Annotated in this window: 25 protein-coding genes; 17 read left to right on the forward strand and 8 right to left on the reverse strand. The window is 36.7% G+C overall.

Annotation, left to right across the window (positions count from 1 at the left end):
* Window positions 1-3 precede the first annotated feature (3 nt).
* The 8 genes from M0D58_RS10440 to ypfJ all read left to right on the forward strand — a co-directional run bounded on the left by M0D58_RS10440 (window position 4) and on the right by ypfJ (window position 8,970).
* Complete coding sequence (locus tag M0D58_RS10440; protein ID WP_248389022.1) at window positions 4-1,335, forward strand: quinol:cytochrome C oxidoreductase; 1,332 nt, start codon at window positions 4-6, stop codon at window positions 1,333-1,335.
* 145 nt (window positions 1,336-1,480) lie between these two features.
* Entirely contained in the window at window positions 1,481-2,494 is a 1,014-nt protein-coding gene (locus M0D58_RS10445) for a hypothetical protein (protein ID WP_248389024.1), read from the forward strand.
* Window positions 2,495-2,544: 50 nt separating this feature from the next.
* Window positions 2,545-3,738, forward strand: coding sequence for a hypothetical protein (locus M0D58_RS10450; protein ID WP_248389026.1), 1,194 nt, complete (start codon window positions 2,545-2,547; stop codon window positions 3,736-3,738).
* Window positions 3,739-3,740: 2 nt separating this feature from the next.
* Window positions 3,741-4,277: an adenine phosphoribosyltransferase gene (locus M0D58_RS10455; RefSeq protein ID WP_248389028.1), complete on the forward strand. Its 537-nt coding sequence runs from the start codon at window positions 3,741-3,743 to the stop codon at window positions 4,275-4,277.
* 227 nt (window positions 4,278-4,504) lie between these two features.
* Window positions 4,505-5,212 carry a YfgM family protein gene (locus M0D58_RS10460; protein ID WP_248389030.1) on the forward strand — a complete coding sequence of 236 codons (708 nt, stop codon included), beginning with the start codon at window positions 4,505-4,507 and terminating at the stop codon, window positions 5,210-5,212.
* A 3-nt stretch (window positions 5,213-5,215) separates the two neighbouring features.
* Window positions 5,216-5,734, forward strand: a complete 519-nt coding sequence (gene ribH / locus M0D58_RS10465) for a 6,7-dimethyl-8-ribityllumazine synthase (RefSeq protein ID WP_248389032.1) — start codon at window positions 5,216-5,218, stop codon at window positions 5,732-5,734.
* A gap of 223 nt (window positions 5,735-5,957) precedes the next feature.
* Window positions 5,958-8,042, forward strand: a complete 2,085-nt coding sequence (locus M0D58_RS10470; RefSeq protein WP_248389034.1) for an LTA synthase family protein — start codon at window positions 5,958-5,960, stop codon at window positions 8,040-8,042.
* A gap of 76 nt (window positions 8,043-8,118) precedes the next feature.
* Window positions 8,119-8,970: a KPN_02809 family neutral zinc metallopeptidase gene (gene ypfJ, locus M0D58_RS10475; RefSeq protein WP_248389035.1), complete on the forward strand. Its 852-nt coding sequence runs from the start codon at window positions 8,119-8,121 to the stop codon at window positions 8,968-8,970.
* Between the two features lie 53 nt (window positions 8,971-9,023).
* Here ypfJ and M0D58_RS10480 read toward each other — a convergent pair whose 3' ends face one another.
* Entirely contained in the window at window positions 9,024-9,860 is an 837-nt protein-coding gene (locus tag M0D58_RS10480; protein WP_248389036.1) for a GLPGLI family protein, read from the reverse strand.
* 144 nt (window positions 9,861-10,004) lie between these two features.
* On the opposite strand from M0D58_RS10480, the gene M0D58_RS10485 reads away from it, so the two are divergent.
* The 4 genes from M0D58_RS10485 (at window position 10,005) to sufD (ending at window position 14,251) form a co-directional block, all read left to right on the forward strand.
* A complete protein-coding gene (locus tag M0D58_RS10485; protein ID WP_169231783.1) occupies window positions 10,005-10,334 on the forward strand; it encodes a HesB/IscA family protein in 330 nt (109 codons plus the stop codon).
* 83 nt (window positions 10,335-10,417) lie between these two features.
* Window positions 10,418-11,866 carry a Fe-S cluster assembly protein SufB gene (sufB, locus tag M0D58_RS10490; protein ID WP_248389037.1) on the forward strand — a complete coding sequence of 483 codons (1,449 nt, stop codon included), beginning with the start codon at window positions 10,418-10,420 and terminating at the stop codon, window positions 11,864-11,866.
* A gap of 240 nt (window positions 11,867-12,106) precedes the next feature.
* Window positions 12,107-12,850, forward strand: coding sequence for a Fe-S cluster assembly ATPase SufC (gene sufC / locus M0D58_RS10495; protein ID WP_248389038.1), 744 nt, complete (start codon window positions 12,107-12,109; stop codon window positions 12,848-12,850).
* Between the two features lie 93 nt (window positions 12,851-12,943).
* A complete protein-coding gene (sufD, locus tag M0D58_RS10500; protein ID WP_248394973.1) occupies window positions 12,944-14,251 on the forward strand; it encodes a Fe-S cluster assembly protein SufD in 1,308 nt (435 codons plus the stop codon).
* 138 nt (window positions 14,252-14,389) lie between these two features.
* Here sufD and M0D58_RS10505 read toward each other — a convergent pair whose 3' ends face one another.
* A complete protein-coding gene (locus M0D58_RS10505; protein ID WP_248389039.1) occupies window positions 14,390-15,316 on the reverse strand; it encodes a DUF3078 domain-containing protein in 927 nt (308 codons plus the stop codon).
* Window positions 15,317-15,562: 246 nt separating this feature from the next.
* Between M0D58_RS10505 and M0D58_RS10510 the strand changes: the two genes are divergently transcribed.
* From M0D58_RS10510 to M0D58_RS10525, 4 genes are all read left to right on the forward strand, one after another.
* Window positions 15,563-16,333: a rhomboid family intramembrane serine protease gene (locus M0D58_RS10510; protein ID WP_248389040.1), complete on the forward strand. Its 771-nt coding sequence runs from the start codon at window positions 15,563-15,565 to the stop codon at window positions 16,331-16,333.
* Window positions 16,334-16,400: 67 nt separating this feature from the next.
* Window positions 16,401-17,510: a DNA-processing protein DprA gene (gene dprA, locus M0D58_RS10515; protein WP_248389042.1), complete on the forward strand. Its 1,110-nt coding sequence runs from the start codon at window positions 16,401-16,403 to the stop codon at window positions 17,508-17,510.
* A gap of 190 nt (window positions 17,511-17,700) precedes the next feature.
* Entirely contained in the window at window positions 17,701-19,059 is a 1,359-nt protein-coding gene (gene gdhA, locus M0D58_RS10520) for an NADP-specific glutamate dehydrogenase (protein WP_248389044.1), read from the forward strand.
* Window positions 19,060-19,219: 160 nt separating this feature from the next.
* Entirely contained in the window at window positions 19,220-19,585 is a 366-nt protein-coding gene (locus tag M0D58_RS10525; protein ID WP_248389046.1) for an iron chaperone, read from the forward strand.
* Between the two features lie 29 nt (window positions 19,586-19,614).
* Here the strand turns inward: M0D58_RS10525 and M0D58_RS10530 are convergent, their stop codons facing one another.
* The 4 genes from M0D58_RS10530 to M0D58_RS10545 all read right to left on the reverse strand — a co-directional run bounded on the left by M0D58_RS10530 (window position 19,615) and on the right by M0D58_RS10545 (window position 21,997).
* Window positions 19,615-19,881, reverse strand: coding sequence for a hypothetical protein (locus tag M0D58_RS10530; protein ID WP_248389048.1), 267 nt, complete (start codon window positions 19,879-19,881; stop codon window positions 19,615-19,617).
* A gap of 183 nt (window positions 19,882-20,064) precedes the next feature.
* Complete coding sequence (locus M0D58_RS10535) at window positions 20,065-20,412, reverse strand: hypothetical protein (protein WP_248389050.1); 348 nt, start codon at window positions 20,410-20,412, stop codon at window positions 20,065-20,067.
* A 125-nt stretch (window positions 20,413-20,537) separates the two neighbouring features.
* Complete coding sequence (locus tag M0D58_RS10540) at window positions 20,538-21,026, reverse strand: YkgJ family cysteine cluster protein (RefSeq protein ID WP_248389052.1); 489 nt, start codon at window positions 21,024-21,026, stop codon at window positions 20,538-20,540.
* Window positions 21,023-21,997 carry an ion channel gene (locus M0D58_RS10545; protein WP_248389054.1) on the reverse strand — a complete coding sequence of 325 codons (975 nt, stop codon included), beginning with the start codon at window positions 21,995-21,997 and terminating at the stop codon, window positions 21,023-21,025. Before M0D58_RS10545 ends, M0D58_RS10540 begins: the two co-directional genes overlap by 4 nt.
* Window positions 21,998-22,149: 152 nt before the next feature.
* Between M0D58_RS10545 and M0D58_RS10550 the strand changes: the two genes are divergently transcribed.
* On the forward strand, window positions 22,150-22,530 hold the full coding sequence (locus M0D58_RS10550; protein ID WP_248389056.1) for a group III truncated hemoglobin: 381 nt from the start codon (window positions 22,150-22,152) through the stop codon (window positions 22,528-22,530).
* A gap of 12 nt (window positions 22,531-22,542) precedes the next feature.
* Here the strand turns inward: M0D58_RS10550 and M0D58_RS10555 are convergent, their stop codons facing one another.
* Both M0D58_RS10555 and M0D58_RS10560 read right to left on the reverse strand, forming a co-directional pair.
* The gene (locus M0D58_RS10555) at window positions 22,543-23,613 is read right to left on the reverse strand and encodes a calcium:cation antiporter (protein WP_248389058.1); all 1,071 of its coding nucleotides are present in this window, start codon (window positions 23,611-23,613) and stop codon (window positions 22,543-22,545) included.
* 63 nt (window positions 23,614-23,676) lie between these two features.
* Entirely contained in the window at window positions 23,677-24,015 is a 339-nt protein-coding gene (locus M0D58_RS10560; protein WP_248389060.1) for a DUF6122 family protein, read from the reverse strand.
* Window positions 24,016-24,024 lie beyond the last annotated feature (9 nt).

Consider the following 24,024-nt stretch of genomic DNA (forward strand, 5'->3'; position numbering starts at 1 on the left):
GAAATGTATAGTTTTTCACCAAAATTAAAATCAACTTCTATAATCCTTCTTGTTGTAGGTTTAGTTCTTTTTGGTATTGGTTTCTTTTTAAACAAAGGAATCTCTGCCGAGAAAATAGAACACATGATGGAAGCTGTTAACGCTTCTGGTCATACTGCTCCTACACATTCTAGTGAAATGGTTGGTCCTCAGGATCACGCTGCTCATTTGGAGCATGCTACTCTTCAGGTACATAACCAGCCTTTAGCGGCAATACATTTTGTAGCTGTATTTTTCTTCGGAGTGAGCTGCTGCGTATTATTCTTTTATTCTATCCAGCATGCTGCACACGCAGGATGGCCAATTATCATTACAAGAGTAATGGAAGCTATTGCTTCTTATATTCCTTACGGTGGTGCTATTCTGATCATTTTAATGCTTTTAAACATTACACACCAAGGACACCTTTTTCATTGGATGGATCCTGAATTGACAGACCCGAACTCTGCTCATTTTGATGTGATCTTATTTGAAAAAAGAATCTTCCTAAATATTCCTTTTTATGCCGTAAGAACATTTATCTATGTTTTAGGTGCCTCGTTCTTCGCTTGGAAACTGAAAGCTCAGTCTAAAAAAGTAGACGAAACCAAATCAAAAGTAGATTACCAGATGTTGTACAGATGGGCGGTAGGATATATTGCATTCTTCGGATTTGCTTCTGCTGCTTGGGCTTGGGATTGGTTGATGTCTATTGACCCTCACTGGTATTCTACGATGTACATCTGGTACTCAATGGTGAGCTGCCTTTCAAGTGGTATTGCGGTAATCATTCTTTTAAGTGTTTATTTAAAGAAAAACGGGTTCCTGCCACAATTCAATGACAATCACTTACACGATTTAGGAGTATTCCTTTTCGCAACAAGTATGCTTTGGACGTATACCTGGTTTGCACAGTTTATGTTATACTGGTATGCGAACATTCCGGAAGAGGTTAATTATTTCTTCGGAAGATTCCAGCACTACTCTCCTACTTTCTTACCAATGCTGATCGTAAACTTCTTATTACCGTTATTGGTATTAGTAAGCAGCAGCATCAAAAGAAACTATAAAGTAGTTACAATAATGGCAATAGTGGTTATCTGCGGACACATTTTAGATTACTTCAACATGGTAATGCCGGGAACAGTAGGACCATACTGGAAAACTCCTGAAGTATTCATCCTGATCTTAGGAGCAATCCTGTTCGTAGTTGGATTATTTATGTTTACTGTGCTTTCTGCATTATCTAAACTTAAATTAATCCCTACAGGAAACCCTTACTTACATGAATCTGAAATTTATGAATATCCTTTCTAAGGAATTTATAACAAGATAAAATTGAAAGACTGATCGTAATGATCAGTCTTTTTTTTATTTTTAAAAAAATTACATTTCCATGCAACCTTTTTTAATTTTTATTGTCTTTTAAATATAAACAGTATTCAAATTAAATTTTAAAGCCATGAAGAAAAGTTTTCTATTATTACTTTTGACATTAGCATTCAATTTTTTCAGTTCACAAACCATTACTTTTATTTCTGAAAAAACCAATAAGCCACTGCCTAAAGTTTCGGTATTCGGAAAAGACGGAAGTATTGTTGCTTATTCTGATATTGATGGAAAGATCGACAAAAACCTGATAAAGCCGGATCAGGAAAAATTTCAGCTGGTCTATGACAATTTCTCCATAGCCACATTATCATATGCTGATTTTGAAAAAGAAGTGATTAAGGTTGATGACAAAATCCGAAATATTGAACCGGTTGTCATAAAAAATAACAAACCTGCAAAATATATTTTTGTAAAAGGTAATTTTAATGCCTATGTCACCGTAAATAACAAACTCAATTGTTACGCAGACGGAATTGTTACCTATATTTTCGACAATAAAACAAAAAAAATGAAAGGCGCCACCGTGGAGCAATACCGAATCTACAGACTGGAAGATGCGGTCTTTGAGAAAAAGCAAACGGGCATGTGGGATTATCAGGCTTTGCTAAGACTTCCCGAAATGAAAGAAGTAGGAAATATACTGGAGTACAAAAAGAGAAATTCCGTGATTAAAGAACTTAAAGGCCAGCAGAAGGACGAGATTGAAATCACAGGCGAAGCATTACAGGAAAAAGAATTTGCATTTTTTGGATACCGCTTCTATGATGTTAAAAATATCATCAATGCTACATATGAAAAAGACACTCAGAAAACGCTCAGAGATTTGTTGGAATTCAATGAAATTGGTTTCCTTAAACTTAAACACAAAAGTGAACCAGACTATAATCAACTTATTGTTTACAAAAATTTCTATCCAACGGAATTAGACTTCAGAGATGAAAATGTATCCGAAAAAAATAAGTTTGATTTAAAAAACAGCAGCTATACCACAACTTATTGGGAAAGCACGGATTTCCCGAATATGCAGTCCGTTTTTAGTTCATATTTCGGAGATAAATTAAAGGAAAAACAAAATATAAAATAAAAATCCTCTATTAATAAACGTTTTAGTAAATTTGTGACAAACGGAAAAAAATGAAAAAGTTGTCTTTTCTGCTAATTTTCAGTTTGTTGCTTTTTACAGCATGCAAAAAAGATTCAGTAGATGCCACCAACACGAAAACTTTACAGTCGAGTATCAATGATATGACGGCAAGTCTTCCAACCATTAAACAGATTAAGTTTAATGAAGCACTTTATATTTTAAAGACCTTCGGAGTGGAAGCCGATGGCGATGTTGCAGAACTAAAAGCATTAGGCCAGCTAATCAACGGCAAAAAAGTTCCTGAAATTATGGCAATGGCCGATCAGGTAGCACAGAAAAACGGCATCGAATGGGCCAGCAATGCCCCTCCTTCTTTAGGAGAAATGAATATTTTCGGTGACGATAAAGCAAAAGAAAGTGATCCTAATGATGTAAAAGCAAATGCTTTGAGCATCATCACAAGACCTACAGGCGACGACGGAACTGGGGCATCAACTGCCATCCAGATCGTTCCCAGACTTGTGGACAATGCCGGAAATCCGGTTTCCTTCACAGGTGCAGGATTGGAAGTAACTCTTGAAGTTTTCAGTAATGGGGTGAAACTTTCAACGGCAAAAAACCTAATGCAGGATAATAATTTTAAAGGATTTAATTTAAAATTTTCTTCCATTCCGGCAGCGAAAGTCGTTGATAATAAAATTGATATTACCGTATCGGTTAAGACGACGGCCAAAATATTCAAAATGACAAAAATAGGATTAGATGTAAATCCTTTATTATTAAAAGTTCCTGCTCCGGTGGTTGTAGATTCGATGGCTGTAAACCAGGATCCTGCAGTAATTGATCCGAACAATCCGGGCTCAACAGTTCCGTCAACGGATCCGAATGCAACGGCAACAACGCCGGCTACTCCAAAACAGCCCGCTGCAGATCCTAAAAACGTAGTATCCGGTTTCCTGAATAATGTAAGTTCGCAAAACTTAAAGGCGGCATACGGCGCTTCAAGCAATCCAAACTGGGGAAGCTATGAATCGTTTTCCAACCCTACTTCAGGCTTCGGATCAGTGAAAACCGTGAGTGTGAAAAATATCAGTACGAATCTTTCTAATACCAATGTGGCAAGTGTAAATGCAACCTACGACGTTACAGATAAAAACGGAAGAACAACTTCGTTGAAAGCAACTTTCGGATTAAAAAATGTAAACGGCGAATGGAAAATTTCCAGTTATAAAATCAATCCTTAAAAATGGCATCACAAGAACTCATCAGGAAACTGGAAGAAACGATAGAAAATGTACCAGATTTTCCGATTCCGGGAATTCAGTTTAAAGACATTTCACCAATTTTTTTAGATCCTAAATTGTATGAAGATGTCATTGCAGATCTCGTAGCGTTCAGCAAAGGGAAAGTGGATGCTGTTTGCGGGATCGAAAGCCGCGGTTATCTTTTCGGGATTGCCATTGCTGTTGCTCTGGAAGTTCCTTTTATTTTGATAAGAAAATCCGGAAAACTTCCTCCGCCGGTTATTTCGGAAAAATACGACCTTGAATACGGAAGCGCTGTCATCGAAACACGTGAAGGACAAATAAAGCCGGGACAAAAAGTTCTTATTCATGATGATCTTCTTGCAACAGGAGGAACTACGGAAGCGGCAGCAAAGCTGGTAGAAAAGCAAGGAGCAATCGTATCCCAATTCAGCTTTCTGATTGGACTGAAAGATCTTAAGGGAGAAGAAAAATTAGAGAAATTTAATGCAGAAGTTTATCATATTTTAAAATATTAGACTTAAAAAATCGTTGCTTCGGCAGGCTCAGTATGAATACTATGTATATTCACGTAACGTTAAATTATGCGTTGTCACACTGAGCTTTCCGAAGCATTTTTTATTAAATTCACGCTCAACAATTCATCATTCAGCTTATTTGTTTAAATAAAAATCAACAATACACACAAAGTATTTTGTAAATCATTCAGAAACAATTAAATTTGCATTTCAATTTTTAACAATTTATGGCAAAAATTACAAAGAATGCTCAAAACGAGCAAGAAGGTAAAGAAACAGTGGAGTTTTTTAAAGATCTTGACAGAGAAGCTTTAAACACCGAAAGATTTATTGAGAGATATTCAAAACCATTGGGTATTGCTTTCGGGGTGCTTGTTTTAGGCGTTCTGGGATTCTTCGCTTACAAACAATTTGTGGTGACTCCTAAAAACGCTGAAGCTGTAAAAAGTTTCCTTGCCGCTCAGAAAAATCTTACTGAAGGAAAAGATAAGGAGGCACTAGGTGGTAAATCTGCTGCAAATCCTGGTTTCCTGGGAACCTATAATGAATATTCCGCAACTGATATTGGTAAGCTTTCTGCGTATAACGCGGGACTTTTGAAATTCAAAGAAGGGAAATTCCAGGAAGCATATGATCTTCTGGACAAGTTTTCATCAGACAACAAAACTTTGATGGCGATGAAATACGGAGCAATGGCTGATGCACAATCTGGCCTCAACAAAAATGACGATGCTTTGCAATTACTGGATAAAGCAGCTTCTGCTTCAGACGATCCGTACACAATGTATTACTTCACAAGAAAGGCAGGTATTCTGGCTTTAGGTCTTAATAAAAAAGCTGAAGCTAAAAAATATTTTGCTACAATTGATGAAAAATATCAGGACTACGACAACGGAATGTCTGACTCTTATATTGAAATGACTAAATATTACTAAATAATGGCAACAGTTAATCTTTCTGATTATAAGCCACTTCATATAACCAATGCCGATGAATTTTCAATCGGCATTGTTTTTTCTGAGTGGAATGATTTTGTAACTTACAATCTTCGCGATGCGGCATTGGAAATCCTTCAGAAAGAAGGAGTACGGCCTGAAAACATTAAGCTTTTCCCCGTTCCCGGTGCTTTCGAACTGAATTATGCAAGCATGCAGCTTTGTAAAGAACGTAAATATGATGCAGTGATTGCCATTGGCTGTGTAATCCGCGGGGAAACTCCTCACTTTGAGTATGTCTGTTCAGCAGTTGCCCAGGGAATCAAAGACTGTAATATACTTACCGATACCCCTACCATTTTCTGCGTTCTTACTGATGATACCAAAGAGCAATCTATCGCGAGAAGTGGCGGAGATCTTGGAAATAAAGGGGTTGAAGCAGCAGTTACTGCATTAAGGATGATTGATTTTAAAAAGAACTTATCCGGTAAAAAAGGAAATATCGGTTTCGGCCATTCATAATTAATTTAACTTCTTTTAATATGTAAGGATCGTGACAGCGGTCCTTTTCTTTTATGTAAAATATCAAAAAGCTCATTTATATTATGATTTTGGCAGATATTACATTTTTAATTTTATTTTAAATAATTATAAATTTCACAATTATTTTTAAATTTTAAGATTTCATAATAAAGAATTACTCCCAATTGCTAAATTTGCAGGAATTAACATTTAATAAATACAGATGTTGTTTCAAAAAATTAAGCCGTTTCTTTATTTAGGCATATTCTATCTTGCAATCTCATTCATACTGAGAATTGTTTTTGTATTTCACCCTATTACCACAGCAGATTTCGGTTTTTTAGACCTATTGCAAATTATGATGGTCGGAATCCTGAATGATATATTGGTGTTCATCATAACATGTCCTTTTTTGGCCCTTTATTTTCTGTTTTTATCAGACTCGAAATATCAGAAACCTTACGGTTATATCATCCTCGGCCTGTTGTGTTTGCTATTTTTATATATACTTCTCATTCCGGATAATATTTTTAAGCAATACGGAGGATCGGTTGCTGAAATCGCGATGGCTTTTATCGGACTTAAAATCATTGTCTTCAGCCTAATACTCTTCCTTCCCGAAAAGCGGGTAAAGATCAGAAATTCAATGTATTTCCTTACTATTTTCCTATACGTTCTCCTTATTATTTTTAATGCCGTGAGCGAATATTTTTTTTATAATGAATTTGGATTACGATATAATTTTATTGCTGTAGACTATCTTATCTATACAAACGAAGTAATCGGAAATATCATGGAAAGCTATCCCGTTGTTCCTTTATTTCTGGCCATATTTGCACTGGCAGTTGTATTTACGGTTTATATTTATAAAAAAACTAAAACTGAACTTCTAAACCTTCCGAATATTAAACAGAAGATCATCTTATTAGGTTCTTTTTGCATTTTGGTAGCAATAAGTATTTTAGGATTAAGTTTTACCACAAAATTGAAATCTGATAATGTTTTTGAGGAAGAAATCCAGGCCAACGGATTGCCAAAATTTTATTGGGCTTTTACCCATAATGAACTGGATTATTTTCAGTTTTATCCTCAGATTAACCAGCAGGTTGCAGAAAACACTTTTCTGAGCCAGTACGCACAGCCTGTTTTAAAAAGAAATATTCAACCCGGAAAACCGGAATTGAAGAAAAACGTCGTTTTGATTTCCATTGAAAGTTTATCGGCAGATTTTATGGCACATTATGGTAACACACAGAAAATAACCCCTTTCCTGGATAGTCTTGCAGATAAATCTCTGATGTTTACTAATCTTTACGCTACAGGAAACAGAACCGTTCGCGGACTTGAAGCGCTTACACTCTGTATCCCGCCTACTGCCGGTGAAAGCATCATTAAAAGAGAAAACAATAAAAATAAATTTACAACAGGAAGTGTTTTCAAATCAAAAGGTTATGATGTTAAATTCCTATATGGCGGCTATAGCTACTTTGATAATATGAAAGATTTTTATGAAGGAAATGGCTACACCATTGTTGACAGAAATAATTTTAAACCGGATGAGATTTCCTTTGCCAATGTCTGGGGCGTTGCAGATGAAGATATGGCCAAAAAAGCAATTCAGACCATGAATGCTGAAGCGAAATCCGGAAGACCGTTTTTTAATCACTGGATGACGGTTTCCAACCACCGTCCTTTTACTTATCCTAACGGTAAAATAGACATTCCTGGTGATGCGAAATCACGGGAAGGCGGCGTAAAATATACCGATTATTCTCTCAGAAAATTCTTTGAAATGGCTAAAAAACAAGACTGGTATGCCAATACGGTTTTTGTAATCATTGCAGACCATTGTGCTTCAAGCGCAGGAGATACAGAACTTCCGATGGATAAATACAAAATTCCTGCAATGATTTTTTCTGAAGGATTTATTCAGCCGCAAAAGTTTACACAGACCATGTCGCAGATTGATGTAATGCCTACGCTTCTAGGTCTGCTTAATTTTAATTATCAGACAAAATTTTTAGGGCAGGATGTATTTTCAAAAGAGTTTCAGCCGAAAGCGTATGTCGCTACTTATGAAGATTTAGGACTTATTAAAGATAATTACTTAACCCTTATTGCTCCGGTTAAGAAAATTAAACAATATGTTTTGACGCAGCAAAAAAACAACCTTACTCCGGAATTTAACCTGTATTATGATGAAAAATATGTGAAAGGAAACCTTCAGAATAAAAAACTTATTGAACAGACCATTTCTGCATATCAGTCAACTTCTTACTGGCTTAAAAAAAACCAGCTCAACCGGTAATTGGTAAAAATATTGCTCCATCCATAAAAAATACATTTTAAATCTTTAAATTTATATATCACAAAATAATACAACTATGAGATGGACTGACGACAGAGGCGGCAACGTGGAAGACAGGCGTGGACTAGGCGGCGGAGCCGTTGTGGGAGGCGGATTGGGAACTTTGATCATTGCTGCCATCATTTTTTTCCTGGGAGGAGACCCTTCTTCCATACTTTCTTCCGGAAGCGGTTCCGGGCAAGCAACAACCGAACAACGGGAACTTTCGGCAGAAGAAAGAAAAATCGGGGAAATGGTAGATATGATGGGAAAATGGAATACCACTACCTGGGAGCAGGTGTTCAGTGAAAACGGAATGACCTACGAACCCCCGAAAATCGTACTTTTCGAAAGCACAACACAATCCGGATGCGGAACCGCTCAGGCAGCAATGGGTCCTTTTTATTGTCCGGCAGACCAGTCTGTATATATGGACATGAGCTTTTTTAATGAACTTGAGCGACGATTCGGCGCCAAAGTAACCGAATTTACAGTTGCATATGTACTTGCCCATGAAGTTGGCCATCATGTTCAGACGCTTTTGGGAACAACCCAAAAAGTAGATCAGATGCGAAGAAGCGGGCAATACAGCGAAGCAGAAATGAACAGGGTTTCCGTTGCCACGGAATTGCAGGCGGATTTTTACGCCGGACTCTGGGCCAAAAGAACAGATGCTGAAAAACACATTCTGGAACCGGGAGACATTCAGTCTGCCATTGATGCCGCAGAAGCTGTAGGAGATGATAACATCCAGAAAAAATCTCAGGGATATGTAAACCAGGAAAGCTTTACACACGGTTCTTCCGCTCAGCGTAAAGAATGGTTCATGAAAGGATACAACACCGGAGATATCAGACAGGGGGATACTTTCAACCAGCTGTTGAGATAAAATAAAATTAACCTAAAAATTAAAAGCCCCGAAGATTTTCTTCGGGGCTTTGTTTATTGCAATTCGATTGGATTACTGTTTTTCTTGGCTTCTTCCTTTACCCGTTCTTCCATTCTTTTTCTCATTTCCGCAGGATTTCCGCCGCCGCCACGGTTACCACCACCAACTCTCATTGGTGCACTAATTCCTCCGCCCTGACTCATAAAAGACATAGGATCTTCCATGAATTTTTTCTGCTGCTTTACATAATCGGATCTTTTTACTTTAATAGTATTCCCGAATTGATTTAATGTAGGAAAATCAGCAATTTTATAATTTTTCATCAGGTCGAAAGAATATTCGTCTTTATCATCTTCTACCTTTACAATAAGCCCGGGAAGTCCTCCGAATTTATATGGTCCGTCCTGATAAGGCAGATCCGTAGTAAACCAGGCCGTCCATTTTCTTCCTCCAAAATCAGTTTCCGCTTTCTGTACTTTATACTCGCCTATTTTTGTGGTTTCGGGAAATATTTTCCAGCTGATAGGTCTGTCTTCCTCATAGGTGTAAACATCTCTTCCTATTCTGTCCTTGAAAATCATCTTCTGACTTTTTTTATCTTTTTCTATAGAATAATTGATAATAGATCTCAGACTCTGCATCTGATCTCTGTTGAATCCTCTTGCTCCACCACTTTGCATGGCAGCCTGTATAACAGAATCTCTTTTAATCCTGTTTTCAGAATAAAACACTGATTTTTCCGGAGAAATATCAAGATATGCATTTTCTGTTTTAATATCATTTTTGTCAGATGCGTCCGGCTTCATGGTTACCTGATACACAAATCTGTTAGTCTGCGCTATAATAGTCTGCATAAACAATGACAAAACGATGATTCCTAATTTTTTCATTAAGGTAAATTTATAGTTTGGATTTTAAAATCTTTGCAAAGTTAAAGCCATCAATAATAAAAATCGATAAAATAAAATCGCTAATTTTTATATACTAATTATTGTTCGTATTTTTGCACTATTAAATCATTCTAAATAAATACAATGATAAAAGTATCAGATCAAGCAAAGGCAAAAGCAGTCCAACTGATGACAGAGGAAGGCTTTAACCCTGTTGAAGATTATATAAGAGTGGGGGTAAAAAGCGGAGGGTGTTCTGGTTTAGAATATGTTTTGAGGTTTGACAACCAAAAAACAGACACTGATCAAATTTTTGAAGATAATAATATTAAAATTGTAGTCGACAAAAAATCAATACTTTACCTTGCAGGAACTACTCTTGAATATTCAGGAGGTTTGAATGGAAAAGGGTTTGTTTTTAACAATCCTAATGCATCCAGAACATGCGGATGCGGAGAAAGTTTTTCTTTGTAGAAAAGAGAAGACATTAGATGCCGGATCTCAGACCACATACAGAGTCTGAAATCTGAGTCTAACTTCTGAAATCTAAAAATATAATGAATAAATATACTGAAGACGATTTACGCGTCGATTTAGAAAATAAGAAATACGAATTCGGATGGGAAACTAAAATCGACTATGAAGATTTCCCTACCGGTTTGAATGAAGATATCATCCGTGCTATTTCTGCAAAGAAGGAAGAACCGGAATGGATGACGGAATGGCGTTTGGAGTCTTTCAGAATCTGGCTTAAAATGGTTGAGCCGGAATGGGCTAATATTAAATATGAAAAACCGGATTTCCAGGCTATTAAATATTACGCCGCTCCAAAGGTAAAACCTGAACTGGCAAGTCTTGATGAGGTAGATCCTGAACTGATCAAAACCTTTGAGAAGCTGGGAATTAATATAGAAGAACAGAAAAGACTTTCCGGTGTTGCGGTAGATATCGTAATGGACTCCATTTCTGTGAAAACCACTTTTCAGGATACACTAATGGAAAAAGGAATTATTTTCTGTTCCATCTCGGAAGCCATTAAAAACCACCCGGACCTGGTAAGAAAATACCTTGGGAAAGTAGTTCCGAGAGGTGATAATTTTTATGCCGCCCTGAATTCTGCCGTATTCTCTGACGGAAGTTTCTGCTATATTCCGAAAGGTGTAAGATGCCCAATGGAGCTTTCCACCTATTTCCGTATCAACCAGGCGGGAACAGGACAGTTTGAAAGAACATTGGTGATTGCCGATGAAGGCAGTTATGTTTCTTACCTGGAAGGATGTACCGCGCCATCAAGAGATGAAAACCAGCTTCACGCAGCTGTGGTTGAATTAATCGCTTTAGATAATGCCGAAATAAAATATTCAACGGTACAAAACTGGTATCCGGGAAATGAAGAAGGAAAAGGCGGAGTTTTCAATTTCGTAACGAAAAGAGGGCTTTGCGAAAGAAATGCAAAAATCTCCTGGACTCAGGTAGAAACAGGTTCTGCTGTAACATGGAAATATCCTTCATGTATTTTAAAAGGTGACGGATCCATCGGTGAGTTCTACTCTATTGCCGTAACCAATAATCACCAATATGCAGATACGGGAACAAAAATGATCCATATCGGGAAGAATACGAAGTCCACAATTATCTCTAAAGGTATTTCTGCAGGGAAGTCACAAAATTCATACAGAGGTCTTGTAAAAGTAATGCCTTCCGCAAAAGGAGCGAGAAATTTCTCTCAGTGTGATTCCTTATTGATGGGCAATGAATGTGGAGCACATACTTTCCCTTATATTGAAATCAAAGACCCTTCTGCACAGCTGGAGCATGAAGCAACGACTTCAAAAATCGGGGAAGACCAGATTTTCTACTGTAACCAGAGAGGAATCGACACAGAAAGAGCCATTGCTTTAATTGTGAACGGTTTCAGTAAAGAAGTTTTAAATAAACTTCCTATGGAATTTGCCATTGAAGCTCAGAAATTACTGGAAATTTCATTGGAAGGTTCTGTAGGATAGTATCCTTTGAACATTAAGGAATTAAGTTAAGTTTACAGCAATAGCTTAATCAACTTAATCAAAATCAATTTTATTGATTTGCTTAAAAAAATGATACATTAAGACTAATAAACTTTAATTCTTAATGTTTAAAATAAAAAGAAATAGTATTTCATTGATAAGCGTTAGCGCCTTTGTTTATCTTAGAAAAGCAAAGGAAGATTAAAAATCTTAGTCTAGCCTTGCGATAAATTTAAACGTATGTTAGAGATAAAAAACTTGCACGCCAAAATTGAAGACGGCGCAGAAATTTTAAAAGGAATTAATCTTGAGATAAAACCAGGTGAAGTTCACGCCATCATGGGACCGAACGGAGCCGGAAAATCCACCCTTTCTTCCGTAATCGCAGGGAAAGAAGATTATGAAGTTACGGACGGTGAAATTATTTTCGGAGGTGAAAACATCATTGAAGATGCTCCTGAAGAGAGAGCACACAAAGGGATTTTCCTTTCTTTTCAGTATCCGGTAGAAATTCCGGGAGTTTCTGTAACCAACTTTATTAAAGCTGCGATGAATGAAAACAGAAAAGCCAACGGATTAGGGGAAATGCCTGCCAAAGAAATGCTTTCGATGATTCGTGAGAAATCTGAAAAATTAGGCATTAAAAAAGATTTCCTTTCAAGATCATTAAACGAAGGATTTTCCGGAGGTGAAAAGAAAAGAAATGAAATTTTCCAGATGATGATGCTGGATCCGAAACTTGCGATCCTTGACGAAACAGATTCCGGATTGGACATTGATGCACTGAGAATTGTTGCAGACGGTGTAAATGCTTTCAAAAATGAAGGAAATGCAGTTCTTCTGATTACTCACTATCAGAGATTGCTTAATTATATTCAGCCTGATTTCGTTCATGTATTAGCCAACGGAAAAATCATCAAAACCGGTGATAAATCCCTTGCGCTGGAACTGGAAGAAAGAGGGTACGACTGGCTTTTAAATTAATTAAAGGATAAGAATTCAGAGATTCATCTCTTAGCTTAACAAATCAGCCAAACAAAAAAACAAAAAATGGTGCAAACCACAGATATACCAGTAATGGCATTAAAAGAACAGATTACAGAAAACCATCATCAATTTTTGGAAAGCCTTCGTCACAGATTTCTGGATGAAAAAAGGAAAGAAGCTCTTCAAAGATTCGAAATGCAGGGTTTTCCTACAAGAAAAGACGAAGAATATAAATATACCAATCTAAAGGAGATTACGGAAAAAGCGTATAATTTTTTCCCGAAAGAAGGCCACAATATTACCAAAGAACAGCTGGATAGTCTTCATCTGGGTGAAGAAAACTTTGACTGGATTACTTTCGTAAATGGTAAACTCCATAAAGAACTTTCAAAAGTTTCTATTGAAAATGTTGAGTTTCTTTCATTTAATTATGCCCTGAATGATGAGAAACACAGAGAGATTTTTGACACCTATTTTAATACAATTGCTTCAAAAGATTCTGCTTTTACCGATCTGAATGAGGCATATTGCAAGTATGGATTTTTTCTGAAAGTTCCTAAAAATGTTGTGATCGAAAAACCGATTCATATTTTTTATATTTCTCAGAATCAGGAAGAAAACACCTTCTACAACACGAGAAATTTACTTATTGTAGAAGAAGGTGCCAAAGTGGAAATCATTGAAAGCCATCACAATTTTGACAATACTTACGTATTGACTAACTCTGTGACGGAAATTTTTACATATCCCAATGCAAAAGCAGACTGGCATAAGCTGCAGAATGATAATGACACTTCTTATCTGATTGACAATACTTTTGCAAGACAGGAAAAAGACAGTTTAACAACCGTAAATACATTTTCTTTCGGAGGAAAACTGGTAAGAAACAACCTTGATTTTATTCATAATGGATCCAATATCAATTCATTTATGAACGGAATCACCATTATCGGTAAAGATCAGCTGGTGGATCATCACACAGCAGTTCACCATAATTTCCCGAATTGTGAAAGTTACCAGAACTACAAGGGTATTTTTGACGGAAAATCTCATGGGGTCTTCAACGGAAAAGTATTTGTTGATAAAATTGCTCAGAAAACAAATGCATATCAGCAGAACAATAATGTATTGCTGAGCGAAGGGGCAATTATTGATACAAAACCCCAGCTGGAGATTTTTGCAGATGATGTAAAATGTTCTCACGGTTGTACCGTAGGACAGCTAAATGAAGATGCTCTGTTCTACTTAAGAGCAAGAGGTATTTCTAAAAAAGAAGCTCAGGCACTTTTATTATATGCTTTCGCCAACGATGCAATGCAGAATATAGATATTGAGCCGTTAAAAGAAAAAATTTCTAAGCTTTTGGCCGAGAAACTGGAAGTTGATATAGAATTTTAGTAATATATAATTGATAATAGTAAGCACTTCATATTTTCATTGAAGTGCTTTTTTATTGCTTATATTTAATTGGCTAAGTCCCGATTGACGATTAAAAAAGCGGACTAAAGCCGCTCCCTATGTTTGAATTTACATTATTTATTTTTTAATCCACCACCGGCTGTCTTTTCTGTCTGAACGTTTTACTCCATTATCCAGCGTATAGGCAAAACCTACCCCCAGCGTTTGTTTAAGCTGTGTTTTTTTGATCTGATTATGATCATACATCAAATCTACCGTAATATTTGAGGAAATGAATTTATTAACCTTTAAATTCAGGATCATTCCATACGCAAGAACGAGTCTTTCAGGGTGATCCAGATAATTGGAGAAAACAGAAGCGTTATTGGTAATATTCACATTTTCCATCAATTTAAATTTATAATACGCTGTTCCGAGAAACCCGTACTGTAGTAAAGAATTATCACCATCAGCTTTCAGTCCGTATGTTCCGGCAGTCTGAAGATCTTTATCAAAGACAAATGTCCATCTGGCGTTAGAAGGCCGCAACGTTACATTAACATTGTCATTGGGCCGGTACGTAATCCCCATCCCGACATTCAGATAACCGGGAGCCATAAAATTGGAAATTTTCTTAGCTTCAGGATTGTTTCCGTCTTCATATCCTACCGTAAACTGAGAGATGACACCTGTTCCCACCGAAAGATACCAGCTTTTTGAAACTTTTCTACCGTAATTAGTAGAAACATTAATCACATCCTGGGTTTTTCTTATCCCAATTCCCTGAGTATCATTTTGCCCATAATTTAAGAGAATAATATTTTCCCACAAATCGTTATCTTTTTCATAGGTAATATTATAATCTGCTCCCAGAAGCCAGCCTACGTTATTGGCACCGCCTCCAACCCAATTGGAGAATGCTGCCTGATTGATCATTAAAGATTGCTTGCCAAGGACTGACCAGTGTTTGATAGTATCTGTCTTAACAGAAGCAGTGTCCAGGATGACCTGCGCATTGATAAAAATGCCTACAGAAAAGGAGAGAATTAATAAAAACTTCTTCATGAGTTCAGGATTTCATTGTATAAATTGCTAAACAAAAATATTAAATATAAATTTTATAAAGTAAAAGCACGCAATTAAATCTCATTTTCAAGATATTAAAAACTAAATTTAGTGACAATACGATTGAAATAAAATAAAATAAAAGCAAAAAATTTACTTTTTGGCTTAAATAAAAGATCAGCGTAAAAATTCATCGCCAAATTTTCCGAAATTTATCATTGGCTTTTCATTTGACATAATCACTGCATGCTAAAAAACAATGTAATTTCCAAAAAAGCTATTATAAACCCGTTGCTGATGCTTTCAGCCATGTGGCTGGGATATTTTCTTCAGCTTCAAGGCTTTTTTGAAAGTTGTTTCGGCGCCATTATTCCTTTATTGCCGGAAGGCCTGCTGGGAATCATAACCTCTCCCCTGCTGCACGGAAACTTGGATCATATTGTAGGCAATTCCATACCTATTGCGATCCTGATGTTTCTTCTGTATCAGTTTTATCCGATAGTGGCCAATAAAGTATTTATAATCGGTTGGCTTGCTACAGGTCTTTTGGTATGGCTGTTGCCGCCTATCGATATTATAACCGGCGATTATCTTTATACCTGTACCATCGGAGCCAGCGGCGTAGTGTATGTTCTTGCTTTTTTTCTTTTTTTCAGCGGTATTTTTAAATGGAATATGAAGCTGCTTACCATCTCACTGCTTGTTGTGTTGTATTATGGAAGTCTGATATGGGGTATGTTGCCCGAAGAATTGTTCTATAACCTTCAGGAACCAAGCAAAATTGCGTGGCAGGCACACATTGCGGGTGCTGTTGTGGGCGTAATCCTTGCTTTCACGTTTAAAAAAGTAGGTGACAAAAAGAAAAAATATATTTGGGAATTCCCGAATTATTACAGTGAAAAAGATGATAAATTGTGGCAGGAGTATAAAGAAAATCATCCTGAGGATTTTCTGGAATTGCCCTATAAAGAAAAAGATGACATCTGGAAACATCTTGATGAGTTGAGAAGAAAATAAACCAGCCGAAGAAATTATCACTTCCAAGATTTAAGCTAAATTCAATACATTTGCCAAAACAACACAAATGTATTCTGAAGAACATCTCTATTCTATTGCCCTCCGCGAATGTAATTTAATTGGTGATATTAATTTCCATAAACTTGTGCGCACTTTCGGAAGTGCAAAAAAAGCATGGCTGAACGCCAAGAAAGAGTACAAAAAACTAGACGGCTTTGGCTACCGTATGGTTGCTGACATCGGAAATCCCGAACACCTGAAGTTTGCAGAGAATGAACTCGCATTTTGTGAAAGGAACAATATTATTATTAATCTCAGGCATTTTGGTGACCTTCCGGAATTGCTCAATGAGTGCAACGATGCTCCGGCCATTCTTTATCAAAAAGGAAACTTTGATGACACAAACCAGCGGATCAGCATGGTCGGAACCCGAAATATGACGTCATACGGACAACAATTTCTTACCGATTTTTTTGAAGAAACACATTCCTGCAATTATATTTCCGTGAGCGGACTTGCTTTGGGTATTGACAAAGAAGTTCATGAGCAGTCTCTTCAAAAAGAAATTCCTACCGCTGCAGTTTTAGCACATGGATTTCATATGATTTATCCTTCAAAAAACAGAAAACTGTCCGAAAAAATTTTGGAAGAAGGTGGTGCATTATTCACAGAATTCAACTCTTCCCGGAAACCGGACCGCGAAAATTTTATCCAGCGGAATAGGATTGTTGCCGGTTTATCCCCTTCAACAATCGTTGTTGAGACTGCTTTTGGTGGCGGATCAGTAAGTACTGCGACATTCGCCAACCAATACAACCGCGAAGTCTTTGCCTTACCAGGAAAAATTACAGATAAACAAAGCCAGGGTTGCAATCAGCTGATTTATCAGAATAAGGCAGCATGCATTTCTACCATTAAAGATCTTATTGATGATTTAGGTCTTAAAAAGCCTAAAGTAAAAATGGATGAATTATTTTCACGCAGTGAAATCAGTATTCAATTGACTGAATACCAACAATTAATATTTAATCTTATATCAGAACATCCATCGATCTCTTTAGATGAAATTATTGAGAAAACAGATCTTGCATCTCATAAAATTTTACCCGTAATTCTGGATTTGGAGCTTTTGGGGAAAGTAAAATCACTTTCGGGGAGACAATTTATTACAATATGAGATTTAACCATTTCTTAATATTGCATTATTTTAAACATAACATTTAATTTTTAATAAAATTAACGGTTAAATTATCAACTTAATAATATTAACTATTTATATTATTAAACTTTCAGCAATCATTCATTAAGGTGTTGTGAATCTTGAAAAAAAAATTAAATTTGTTGGCAATAATATTCAACCCTAATATATGGAACAATATAATATTGACCAGAAAATCCAAGAGTTTATAGCAAAAATTGAGGCCAAAAACCCTAACGAGCCAGAATTTTTACAAGCCGTAAAAGAAGTTGCTGTTACAGTAATTCCGTTTATTATGACTAAAAAGGAATATACGGGCATGAAACTTCTTGAAAGAATGGCGGAGGCTGAAAGAATTATCATTTTCAGAGTTCCGTGGGTTGACGATAAAGGTGAAATCCAGGTAAACAGAGGATTCAGAATTCAGATGAACTCTGCTATCGGACCATATAAAGGCGGAATCCGTTTCCATCCTACCGTGAATCTTTCGGTTCTGAAATTCTTAGCTTTCGAGCAGGTGTTCAAAAACTCACTTACAACACTTCCGATGGGAGGTGGGAAAGGAGGTTCAGACTTTGATCCTCAAGGAAAATCTGATATGGAAGTAATGCGTTTCTGCCAGGCTTTCATGACAGAACTTTGTAAACATGTCGGACCGGAAACCGACGTTCCTGCGGGAGACATCGGGGTAGGTGCAAGAGAAATCGGGTACTTGTTCGGGCAGTATAAAAAAATCAGAAATGAATTTACAGGAGTACTTACCGGTAAAGGTCTTGCCTACGGAGGTTCTTTGATCCGTCCTGAAGCTACGGGATATGGTGTGGTGTATTTTGCAGAGCAGATGCTTAAGACAATCGGGCAAACATTTAAAGACAAAATCGTAACGGTTTCAGGTTTTGGAAATGTAGCATGGGGAGTAATCAAAAAAGTATCTGAACTTGGAGGAAAAGTAGTAACGATCTCCGGACCGGACGGTTATGTTTATGATAAAGACGGAATCGACGGAGAAAAAATCGATTATTTATTAGAATTAAGATCTTCAGGAAACAACAGAGCTGAAGATTATGCTAAAAAATATCCTTCTGCACAATTTTTTGCAGGAAAGCGTCCTTGGGAAGTAAAATGTGATGTTGCTATTCCTTCTGCAACCCAAAATGAGCTTGATCTTGAAGATGCTAAACTTCTTGTTGAAAACGGATGTGTGTGTGTAACTGAAGCGGCCAACATGCCGTCAACTTTAGATGCAATTAATTATTTCCTTGATAATAAAGTGCTATTCTCTCCGGGGAAAGCTTCCAATGCCGGTGGTGTAGCAACTTCCGGATTAGAAATGACACAAAACTCTATCCGTCTCAACTGGACTTCTGAAGAAGTTGATGCAAGACTGAAAGAGATCATGATCGGAATCCACAAAGCCTGCAGAGACTACGGTAAAGAAGAAGACGGCTATGTAAACTATGTGAAAGGTGCAAATATCGCCGGCTTCGTGAAAGTTGCAGAAGCAATGCTAGCTCAGGGAGTCGTATAAAATACTAAGGTTGGGAATTTCCCGACCTTTTTTCATACAACCTGTTCCCGGGAATATAAATGGGATAAAAGTAAAAAGTGAAAGGAGAAAGCGTTGATCATTCAACGCTTTTTTAATTTATGTTTCGACAGGAAATTAAGTAAAATTATTACCTTTAAGTATGAAAAACACTTTTGAAAATATCGACGAATACATTCTCTTATTCCCTGAAATAGAGAACAAATTAAAAGAATTACGAAAAATTATTCGTGATCAGGATTCTGAAATTGAAGAATATATTGGTTACCAGATGCCCGCATTCAGATATAGAAACAAGCCTTTGGTTTATTTTGCAGGCTATAAAAAACATATTGGTTTTTATCCCGGAGCGGAAGGAATTAAAAAATTCCAGCCGGAATTTACTATAAAAAAATACAAATTTTCAAAAGGTGCTGTTCAGTTTCCTCTAAGTGAAAAAATTCCTGAAGATCTTATTTGCAGCATTGTACAATTCAGGATGCAGGAGATCAGAAATAAAAAATCCTGAAAAATTTCAGGATTTCTTTATTGCATTATCTACTTATTTTTCTTTTTCATTTTTCTGTCGCCAGTAGTCGCGTCTCGGTTTTTCCAGTTGGCCGTGTCGGTTTTAGATTTATCCCAATTGTTGTTGGAATTATTAGTCCCGGTATTCATTGTACCGGTAGTTCCGTTATTCATGTCCTTGTGTCTGGCAGTATCTGTTTTCATACTATCAGTTGCTGTCTTCTGTGGAGTGGTTTGTGCAGATACTGCGATCGTTCCAAACATTGCTAAAGCTGTTGCTAAAATTAAATTTTTCATAATATAAATGATTTAAAGTGGTGTATAATGTTAAGTACAATAATCGTACAATGTGGTAGACGTAAAAAAAGTTTTAACTTGATTTATAATAATTTAAGACAAATTACATTATAAACAGGTTGAATAAAAATCCTGAAATATAAAATTCCAGGATTCCATTTCTACTTTACTAAATTTAAATACTTACTTCGACTTTTTCTTTTTAGATTTCTTTTCTTCTTTAGTCGCTTCATCATTAGGCTTGGTAGCATCCGTATTCGGATCTGCACTTACACTGGCTGAAACATCAGTCGCAGTGGTTGCTGCTGCTGCATCTGTTGTTGAAGCTGGGTTGGTATTCTGAGTTTGAGTGCTGGCTGCTGAGTTGGCACCCCAGTCTGATGCAGCCTGTGTTCCCTGTTGAGTTTGAGTTGTCGTTTGGTTATTAGGATTTTGGGTTTGAGACGGGTTCTGTTGTGTGGTGTCCGTCTGAGCTGATACTGCGATTACTCCGACTAATGTAAACGCTGCTGTTAAAACTAACTTCTTCATAATAATTAATATTTTATTTATTAAATGGTTGTTTAACTTAAACGTCATCATTTTACCTAATATTATCCCGGAAGTCTTTATTTAACGTACTTTATAATTATTTAAGAATGATTTTGGATTATATGCTATTTTGCCAAATTTTTCATAATTCGTTCCACAAACTCGTATGCAGCAGGGCAAATCAGTGTATTTTTCATGGTAATATTATTGATCTGATAAATTTTTTTACGGTCTGTATGTGGATATTCCCTGCAGGCCTTTGGCCGCACCTCATAGATAGAGCAGGTATTATCACTGTTTAAAAAGAAGCAGGGAAGATGCTGCAGGACTTTATCGTTATCTTCATCTATGCGGAGATATTTAGCTTCAAAGTCAGCAGGTTTCATGCGAAGATGCTTTGCTATTCTTTCGATATCTTTTTCCGTATAAAGAGGGCCTGTGGTTTTGCAGCAATTGGCGCACTGAAGACAATCTATACTTTCAAAAACTTCATCATGTGTTTCCTGGACTACATAATCAAGGTTTTTTGGCGGTTTCTTTTTGATTCCGTCGAGAAACTTTTTATGCTCTTTTTGCTTTTGTAAAGCCTGCTTTTTGTATAAGTCTAAATTCATTTATTCTTTTCTTCCTTAAATTCCGGAAGATCCGTTTGTTGATAATGGCTGATTTTATCCAAATCCAATACCGTTGAGAGATTTTCCTGATCCGGATAATACATTGGGACAAATTTGGCTCCGTACACAATTTCTTCCGAAACATAAGACGTGCGCTGTACTACCGTATTGGAAAACACTTCATCAAATGCACGCACATGAACGATGATTTCAATATCTGTTTTTTTAAAATCCTCGTCAGAAAACCCGAAGAACGGAGAATCCTCATCAATCACATGAACGATTGTCCAGTTCAGCGCCAGCGTATTAATCCTGTTGAGCCTTGTTTTCAGCGTATAAAAATTACTTTTCTTTACACTGTTTTCGATCACTTCAATAGCTGCTGAAACCGTAACGTCAGCATCCGTTAAAGAATTATTTTTATAGGGAGCAAGCCTGAACATCAGCGCTGTTTTGTCCATAAAAGGAGCAATCAGGGCTATATCTGAAAACTTCAGATATGCTCTCGGCCTTGAAAATCTTCCATAAAAAAGTCCCGTTGCAATGGCAAAGGTAAGCAATCCGAGGAAAGCTTCAAAGGTTGCAACAAGACTCGCCATGAAGCCTACCGGTGCAATTCTTCCGTATCCCACAGTGGTAAATGTCTGGGAGCTAAAGAAAAAAACATCGATAAATTCATTTACCGCATCACTTTTATCGATTCCGGTAAGATGTTCTACCCCGATAAGATAATAAATTAAAGCAAAAAATAAATTCACCAGAATATACGCAACAACAAGGTAAGAAAGAAAATTAAAGGTTGACAGCTCCAGCATGGTGTGGTACCAGCTGAACCGGTTGAAAATATTCACGCCTTTCCTTCTGACGTTCGGAAGACCGTCTTTATTGATAAATCTTCCCGATGCATTATCTCCGAAACCACTGTTATCCGTGTTTTTCTGACGAATTTTTTGCCTGAATTCTCTTGCCATGTATGATCATTTTGTTTTTAATTTAATCCAGTCAGCAGAATGCTTATCACTTTCTTTATCTGAACTAACATGCAAAGATAGAATATTGTTTTCATGAAATTTATCAACCTTATTATTAAATTTCAGAATGAATTTTACCTTATTTTTGAATTATGAAAAAGTTAGAATCACGGGAAGATATAGAACATCTTGTCAATTCTTTTTATGCGAAAGTCACTAAGGATGATATGATAGGTTTATTTTTCACCGATATCGCTAAAGTAGACTGGGACAAGCATTTGCCCAAAATGTATTCTTTCTGGGAATCAATATTATTCGGGCAGATGACGTACAAAGGAAATCCTATGGGAGCACATTTTCCTATTAATGAAATACGGGCAATGGAACAAAAACATTTTGAACGCTGGCTTCAGCTTTGGCAAACAACCATTGAAGAAAACTTTGCAGGAGAAAATGCAGATATGGCCCTGTATAAAGCCGAAAATATCGCCAAATTAATGGCGTTCAAAATGGATCTTGCGAGAAGACTGTAAACTCTTACAGACCTAAGGAACAATTACCGTAAAAATATATGCTGCAAGGTTTACCAGAAGTACCGTTCCGTAAAGAATATTCGTCTTACCGCGGCTTAACGAAAGCATAACGATAAATACTGATAATGAAAGTAAAATAATATCTTTTTTGTCCAGTCCTAAAACCAAAGGAATATCATACATAATACAAACAATGGAAACCGCCGGTATGGTAAGTCCTATACTTGCCAGAGCAGAACCTAAAGCCAAATTAAGACTCGACTGGATCTGATTGCTTCTTGCCGCACGGATAGCAGCAAGACCTTCCGGCAACAAAACAACTGCAGCAATAATAACCCCAACAAGAGATTTTGGAGCCCCTAAACTCTGAACCATATTTTCAATGGTAGAAGAAAGCCCTTTTGCCATTAATACAACTATAGCCAAACAAATCACCAGAAAAATAAAGCTGGATAGTGTTTTCTGAAAAGAAGGAATATAATTTTCTTCTGGATGTTCTTCGGGAACAATAAAGTAATTTCGGTGCCTTACGGTCTGTACCATCAGGAAAATCCCGTAAATGACAAGACAGGCGATTGAAACGAATATCAACTGTGCCTGATTATAAAAAGGTCCGTTAACACTTGAAGTAAAATTCGGAAGAACGAGCGTGAGAATAAGAATTGACACAATGCTTACCAGGTAGGTTGTTGCTGATGTCCTGGCAAAAAACTGTTCATAATATTTTACTCCACCCACCAGTATACAGATACCTAAAATCCCGTTGAGAATAAGCATTACAGCGGCAAATACAGTATCCCGGGCCAGGGTAATGGCCTGATCACCGCCGGCAACCATAAGAGAAATAATAAGTGCTACTTCAAGTATCGTAATACATAATGCGAGTATAATCGTTCCGAAAGGCTCTCCTACTTTATGGGCCACAACTTCTGCATGGTGAACAGCAGAAATCACGCTTCCCGTTAATAGAATACCGGCAATTACATCAAAAACAATTCCGGTACCCATAAGGCCGGAAAAATAATATCCAACGGCAAGGATGGGAAAAATGTAAGTATAATGTAAAAGTTCTTTTATTTTCATAGCGTCTACAAAATACAAAAAATCTATGGCTTTTGAAATATTAAAAGAAAATATTAATGTTATTTAATGACTCCAGCAATAAAAATCCTGAAGGTCTGTCAGCATATGAAACAATAAACCAATTGCAACAATTCTGATATTTCCTTTGAAGAACAGCATCAAAAAATACACCGTAATGGCATAATAAGAATGTAAAAAATGAAATCCAACACTTGCACGATCCGGATCGAAAACAGGATCTGCAAAAAGATGATCCAGATCGACGAGCATGGTGGCCAAAAGAATAAGATAGGTCTTCTTCCACTTTTTGCGGTAAAAAATCAAAGCAATGAATACCGGAAACACAAAATGCAGAAAGTAATGCACAAAAGTCCTGACCAAACCAATATCTAAATTTCCCATTTGTAAACA

It is taken from the genome of Chryseobacterium nepalense (genome assembly GCF_023195755.1).
Classification (GTDB): Bacteria; Bacteroidota; Bacteroidia; order Flavobacteriales; family Weeksellaceae; genus Chryseobacterium; species Chryseobacterium nepalense.

What these genes read in the sequence shown, in the direction of transcription:
- M0D58_RS10440 (WP_248389022.1), top strand. Translation starts at nt 4, where the DNA reads ATGTATAGTTTTTCACCAAAATTAAAATCAACTTCTATAATCCTTCTT.
- M0D58_RS10445 (WP_248389024.1), top strand. Translation starts at nt 1,481, where the DNA reads ATGAAGAAAAGTTTTCTATTATTACTTTTGACATTAGCATTCAATTTT.
- M0D58_RS10450 (WP_248389026.1), top strand. Translation starts at nt 2,545, where the DNA reads ATGAAAAAGTTGTCTTTTCTGCTAATTTTCAGTTTGTTGCTTTTTACA.
- M0D58_RS10455 (WP_248389028.1), top strand. Translation starts at nt 3,741, where the DNA reads ATGGCATCACAAGAACTCATCAGGAAACTGGAAGAAACGATAGAAAAT.
- M0D58_RS10460 (WP_248389030.1), top strand. Translation starts at nt 4,505, where the DNA reads ATGGCAAAAATTACAAAGAATGCTCAAAACGAGCAAGAAGGTAAAGAA.
- ribH (WP_248389032.1), top strand. Translation starts at nt 5,216, where the DNA reads ATGGCAACAGTTAATCTTTCTGATTATAAGCCACTTCATATAACCAAT.
- M0D58_RS10470 (WP_248389034.1), top strand. Translation starts at nt 5,958, where the DNA reads ATGTTGTTTCAAAAAATTAAGCCGTTTCTTTATTTAGGCATATTCTAT.
- ypfJ (WP_248389035.1), top strand. Translation starts at nt 8,119, where the DNA reads ATGAGATGGACTGACGACAGAGGCGGCAACGTGGAAGACAGGCGTGGA.
- M0D58_RS10480 (WP_248389036.1), bottom strand. Translation starts at nt 9,860, where the DNA reads ATGAAAAAATTAGGAATCATCGTTTTGTCATTGTTTATGCAGACTATT.
- M0D58_RS10485 (WP_169231783.1), top strand. Translation starts at nt 10,005, where the DNA reads ATGATAAAAGTATCAGATCAAGCAAAGGCAAAAGCAGTCCAACTGATG.
- sufB (WP_248389037.1), top strand. Translation starts at nt 10,418, where the DNA reads ATGAATAAATATACTGAAGACGATTTACGCGTCGATTTAGAAAATAAG.
- sufC (WP_248389038.1), top strand. Translation starts at nt 12,107, where the DNA reads ATGTTAGAGATAAAAAACTTGCACGCCAAAATTGAAGACGGCGCAGAA.
- sufD (WP_248394973.1), top strand. Translation starts at nt 12,944, where the DNA reads ATGGCATTAAAAGAACAGATTACAGAAAACCATCATCAATTTTTGGAA.
- M0D58_RS10505 (WP_248389039.1), bottom strand. Translation starts at nt 15,316, where the DNA reads ATGAAGAAGTTTTTATTAATTCTCTCCTTTTCTGTAGGCATTTTTATC.
- M0D58_RS10510 (WP_248389040.1), top strand. Translation starts at nt 15,563, where the DNA reads ATGCTAAAAAACAATGTAATTTCCAAAAAAGCTATTATAAACCCGTTG.
- dprA (WP_248389042.1), top strand. Translation starts at nt 16,401, where the DNA reads ATGTATTCTGAAGAACATCTCTATTCTATTGCCCTCCGCGAATGTAAT.
- gdhA (WP_248389044.1), top strand. Translation starts at nt 17,701, where the DNA reads ATGGAACAATATAATATTGACCAGAAAATCCAAGAGTTTATAGCAAAA.
- M0D58_RS10525 (WP_248389046.1), top strand. Translation starts at nt 19,220, where the DNA reads ATGAAAAACACTTTTGAAAATATCGACGAATACATTCTCTTATTCCCT.
- M0D58_RS10530 (WP_248389048.1), bottom strand. Translation starts at nt 19,881, where the DNA reads ATGAAAAATTTAATTTTAGCAACAGCTTTAGCAATGTTTGGAACGATC.
- M0D58_RS10535 (WP_248389050.1), bottom strand. Translation starts at nt 20,412, where the DNA reads ATGAAGAAGTTAGTTTTAACAGCAGCGTTTACATTAGTCGGAGTAATC.
- M0D58_RS10540 (WP_248389052.1), bottom strand. Translation starts at nt 21,026, where the DNA reads ATGAATTTAGACTTATACAAAAAGCAGGCTTTACAAAAGCAAAAAGAG.
- M0D58_RS10545 (WP_248389054.1), bottom strand. Translation starts at nt 21,997, where the DNA reads ATGGCAAGAGAATTCAGGCAAAAAATTCGTCAGAAAAACACGGATAAC.
- M0D58_RS10550 (WP_248389056.1), top strand. Translation starts at nt 22,150, where the DNA reads ATGAAAAAGTTAGAATCACGGGAAGATATAGAACATCTTGTCAATTCT.
- M0D58_RS10555 (WP_248389058.1), bottom strand. Translation starts at nt 23,613, where the DNA reads ATGAAAATAAAAGAACTTTTACATTATACTTACATTTTTCCCATCCTT.
- M0D58_RS10560 (WP_248389060.1), bottom strand. Translation starts at nt 24,015, where the DNA reads ATGGGAAATTTAGATATTGGTTTGGTCAGGACTTTTGTGCATTACTTT.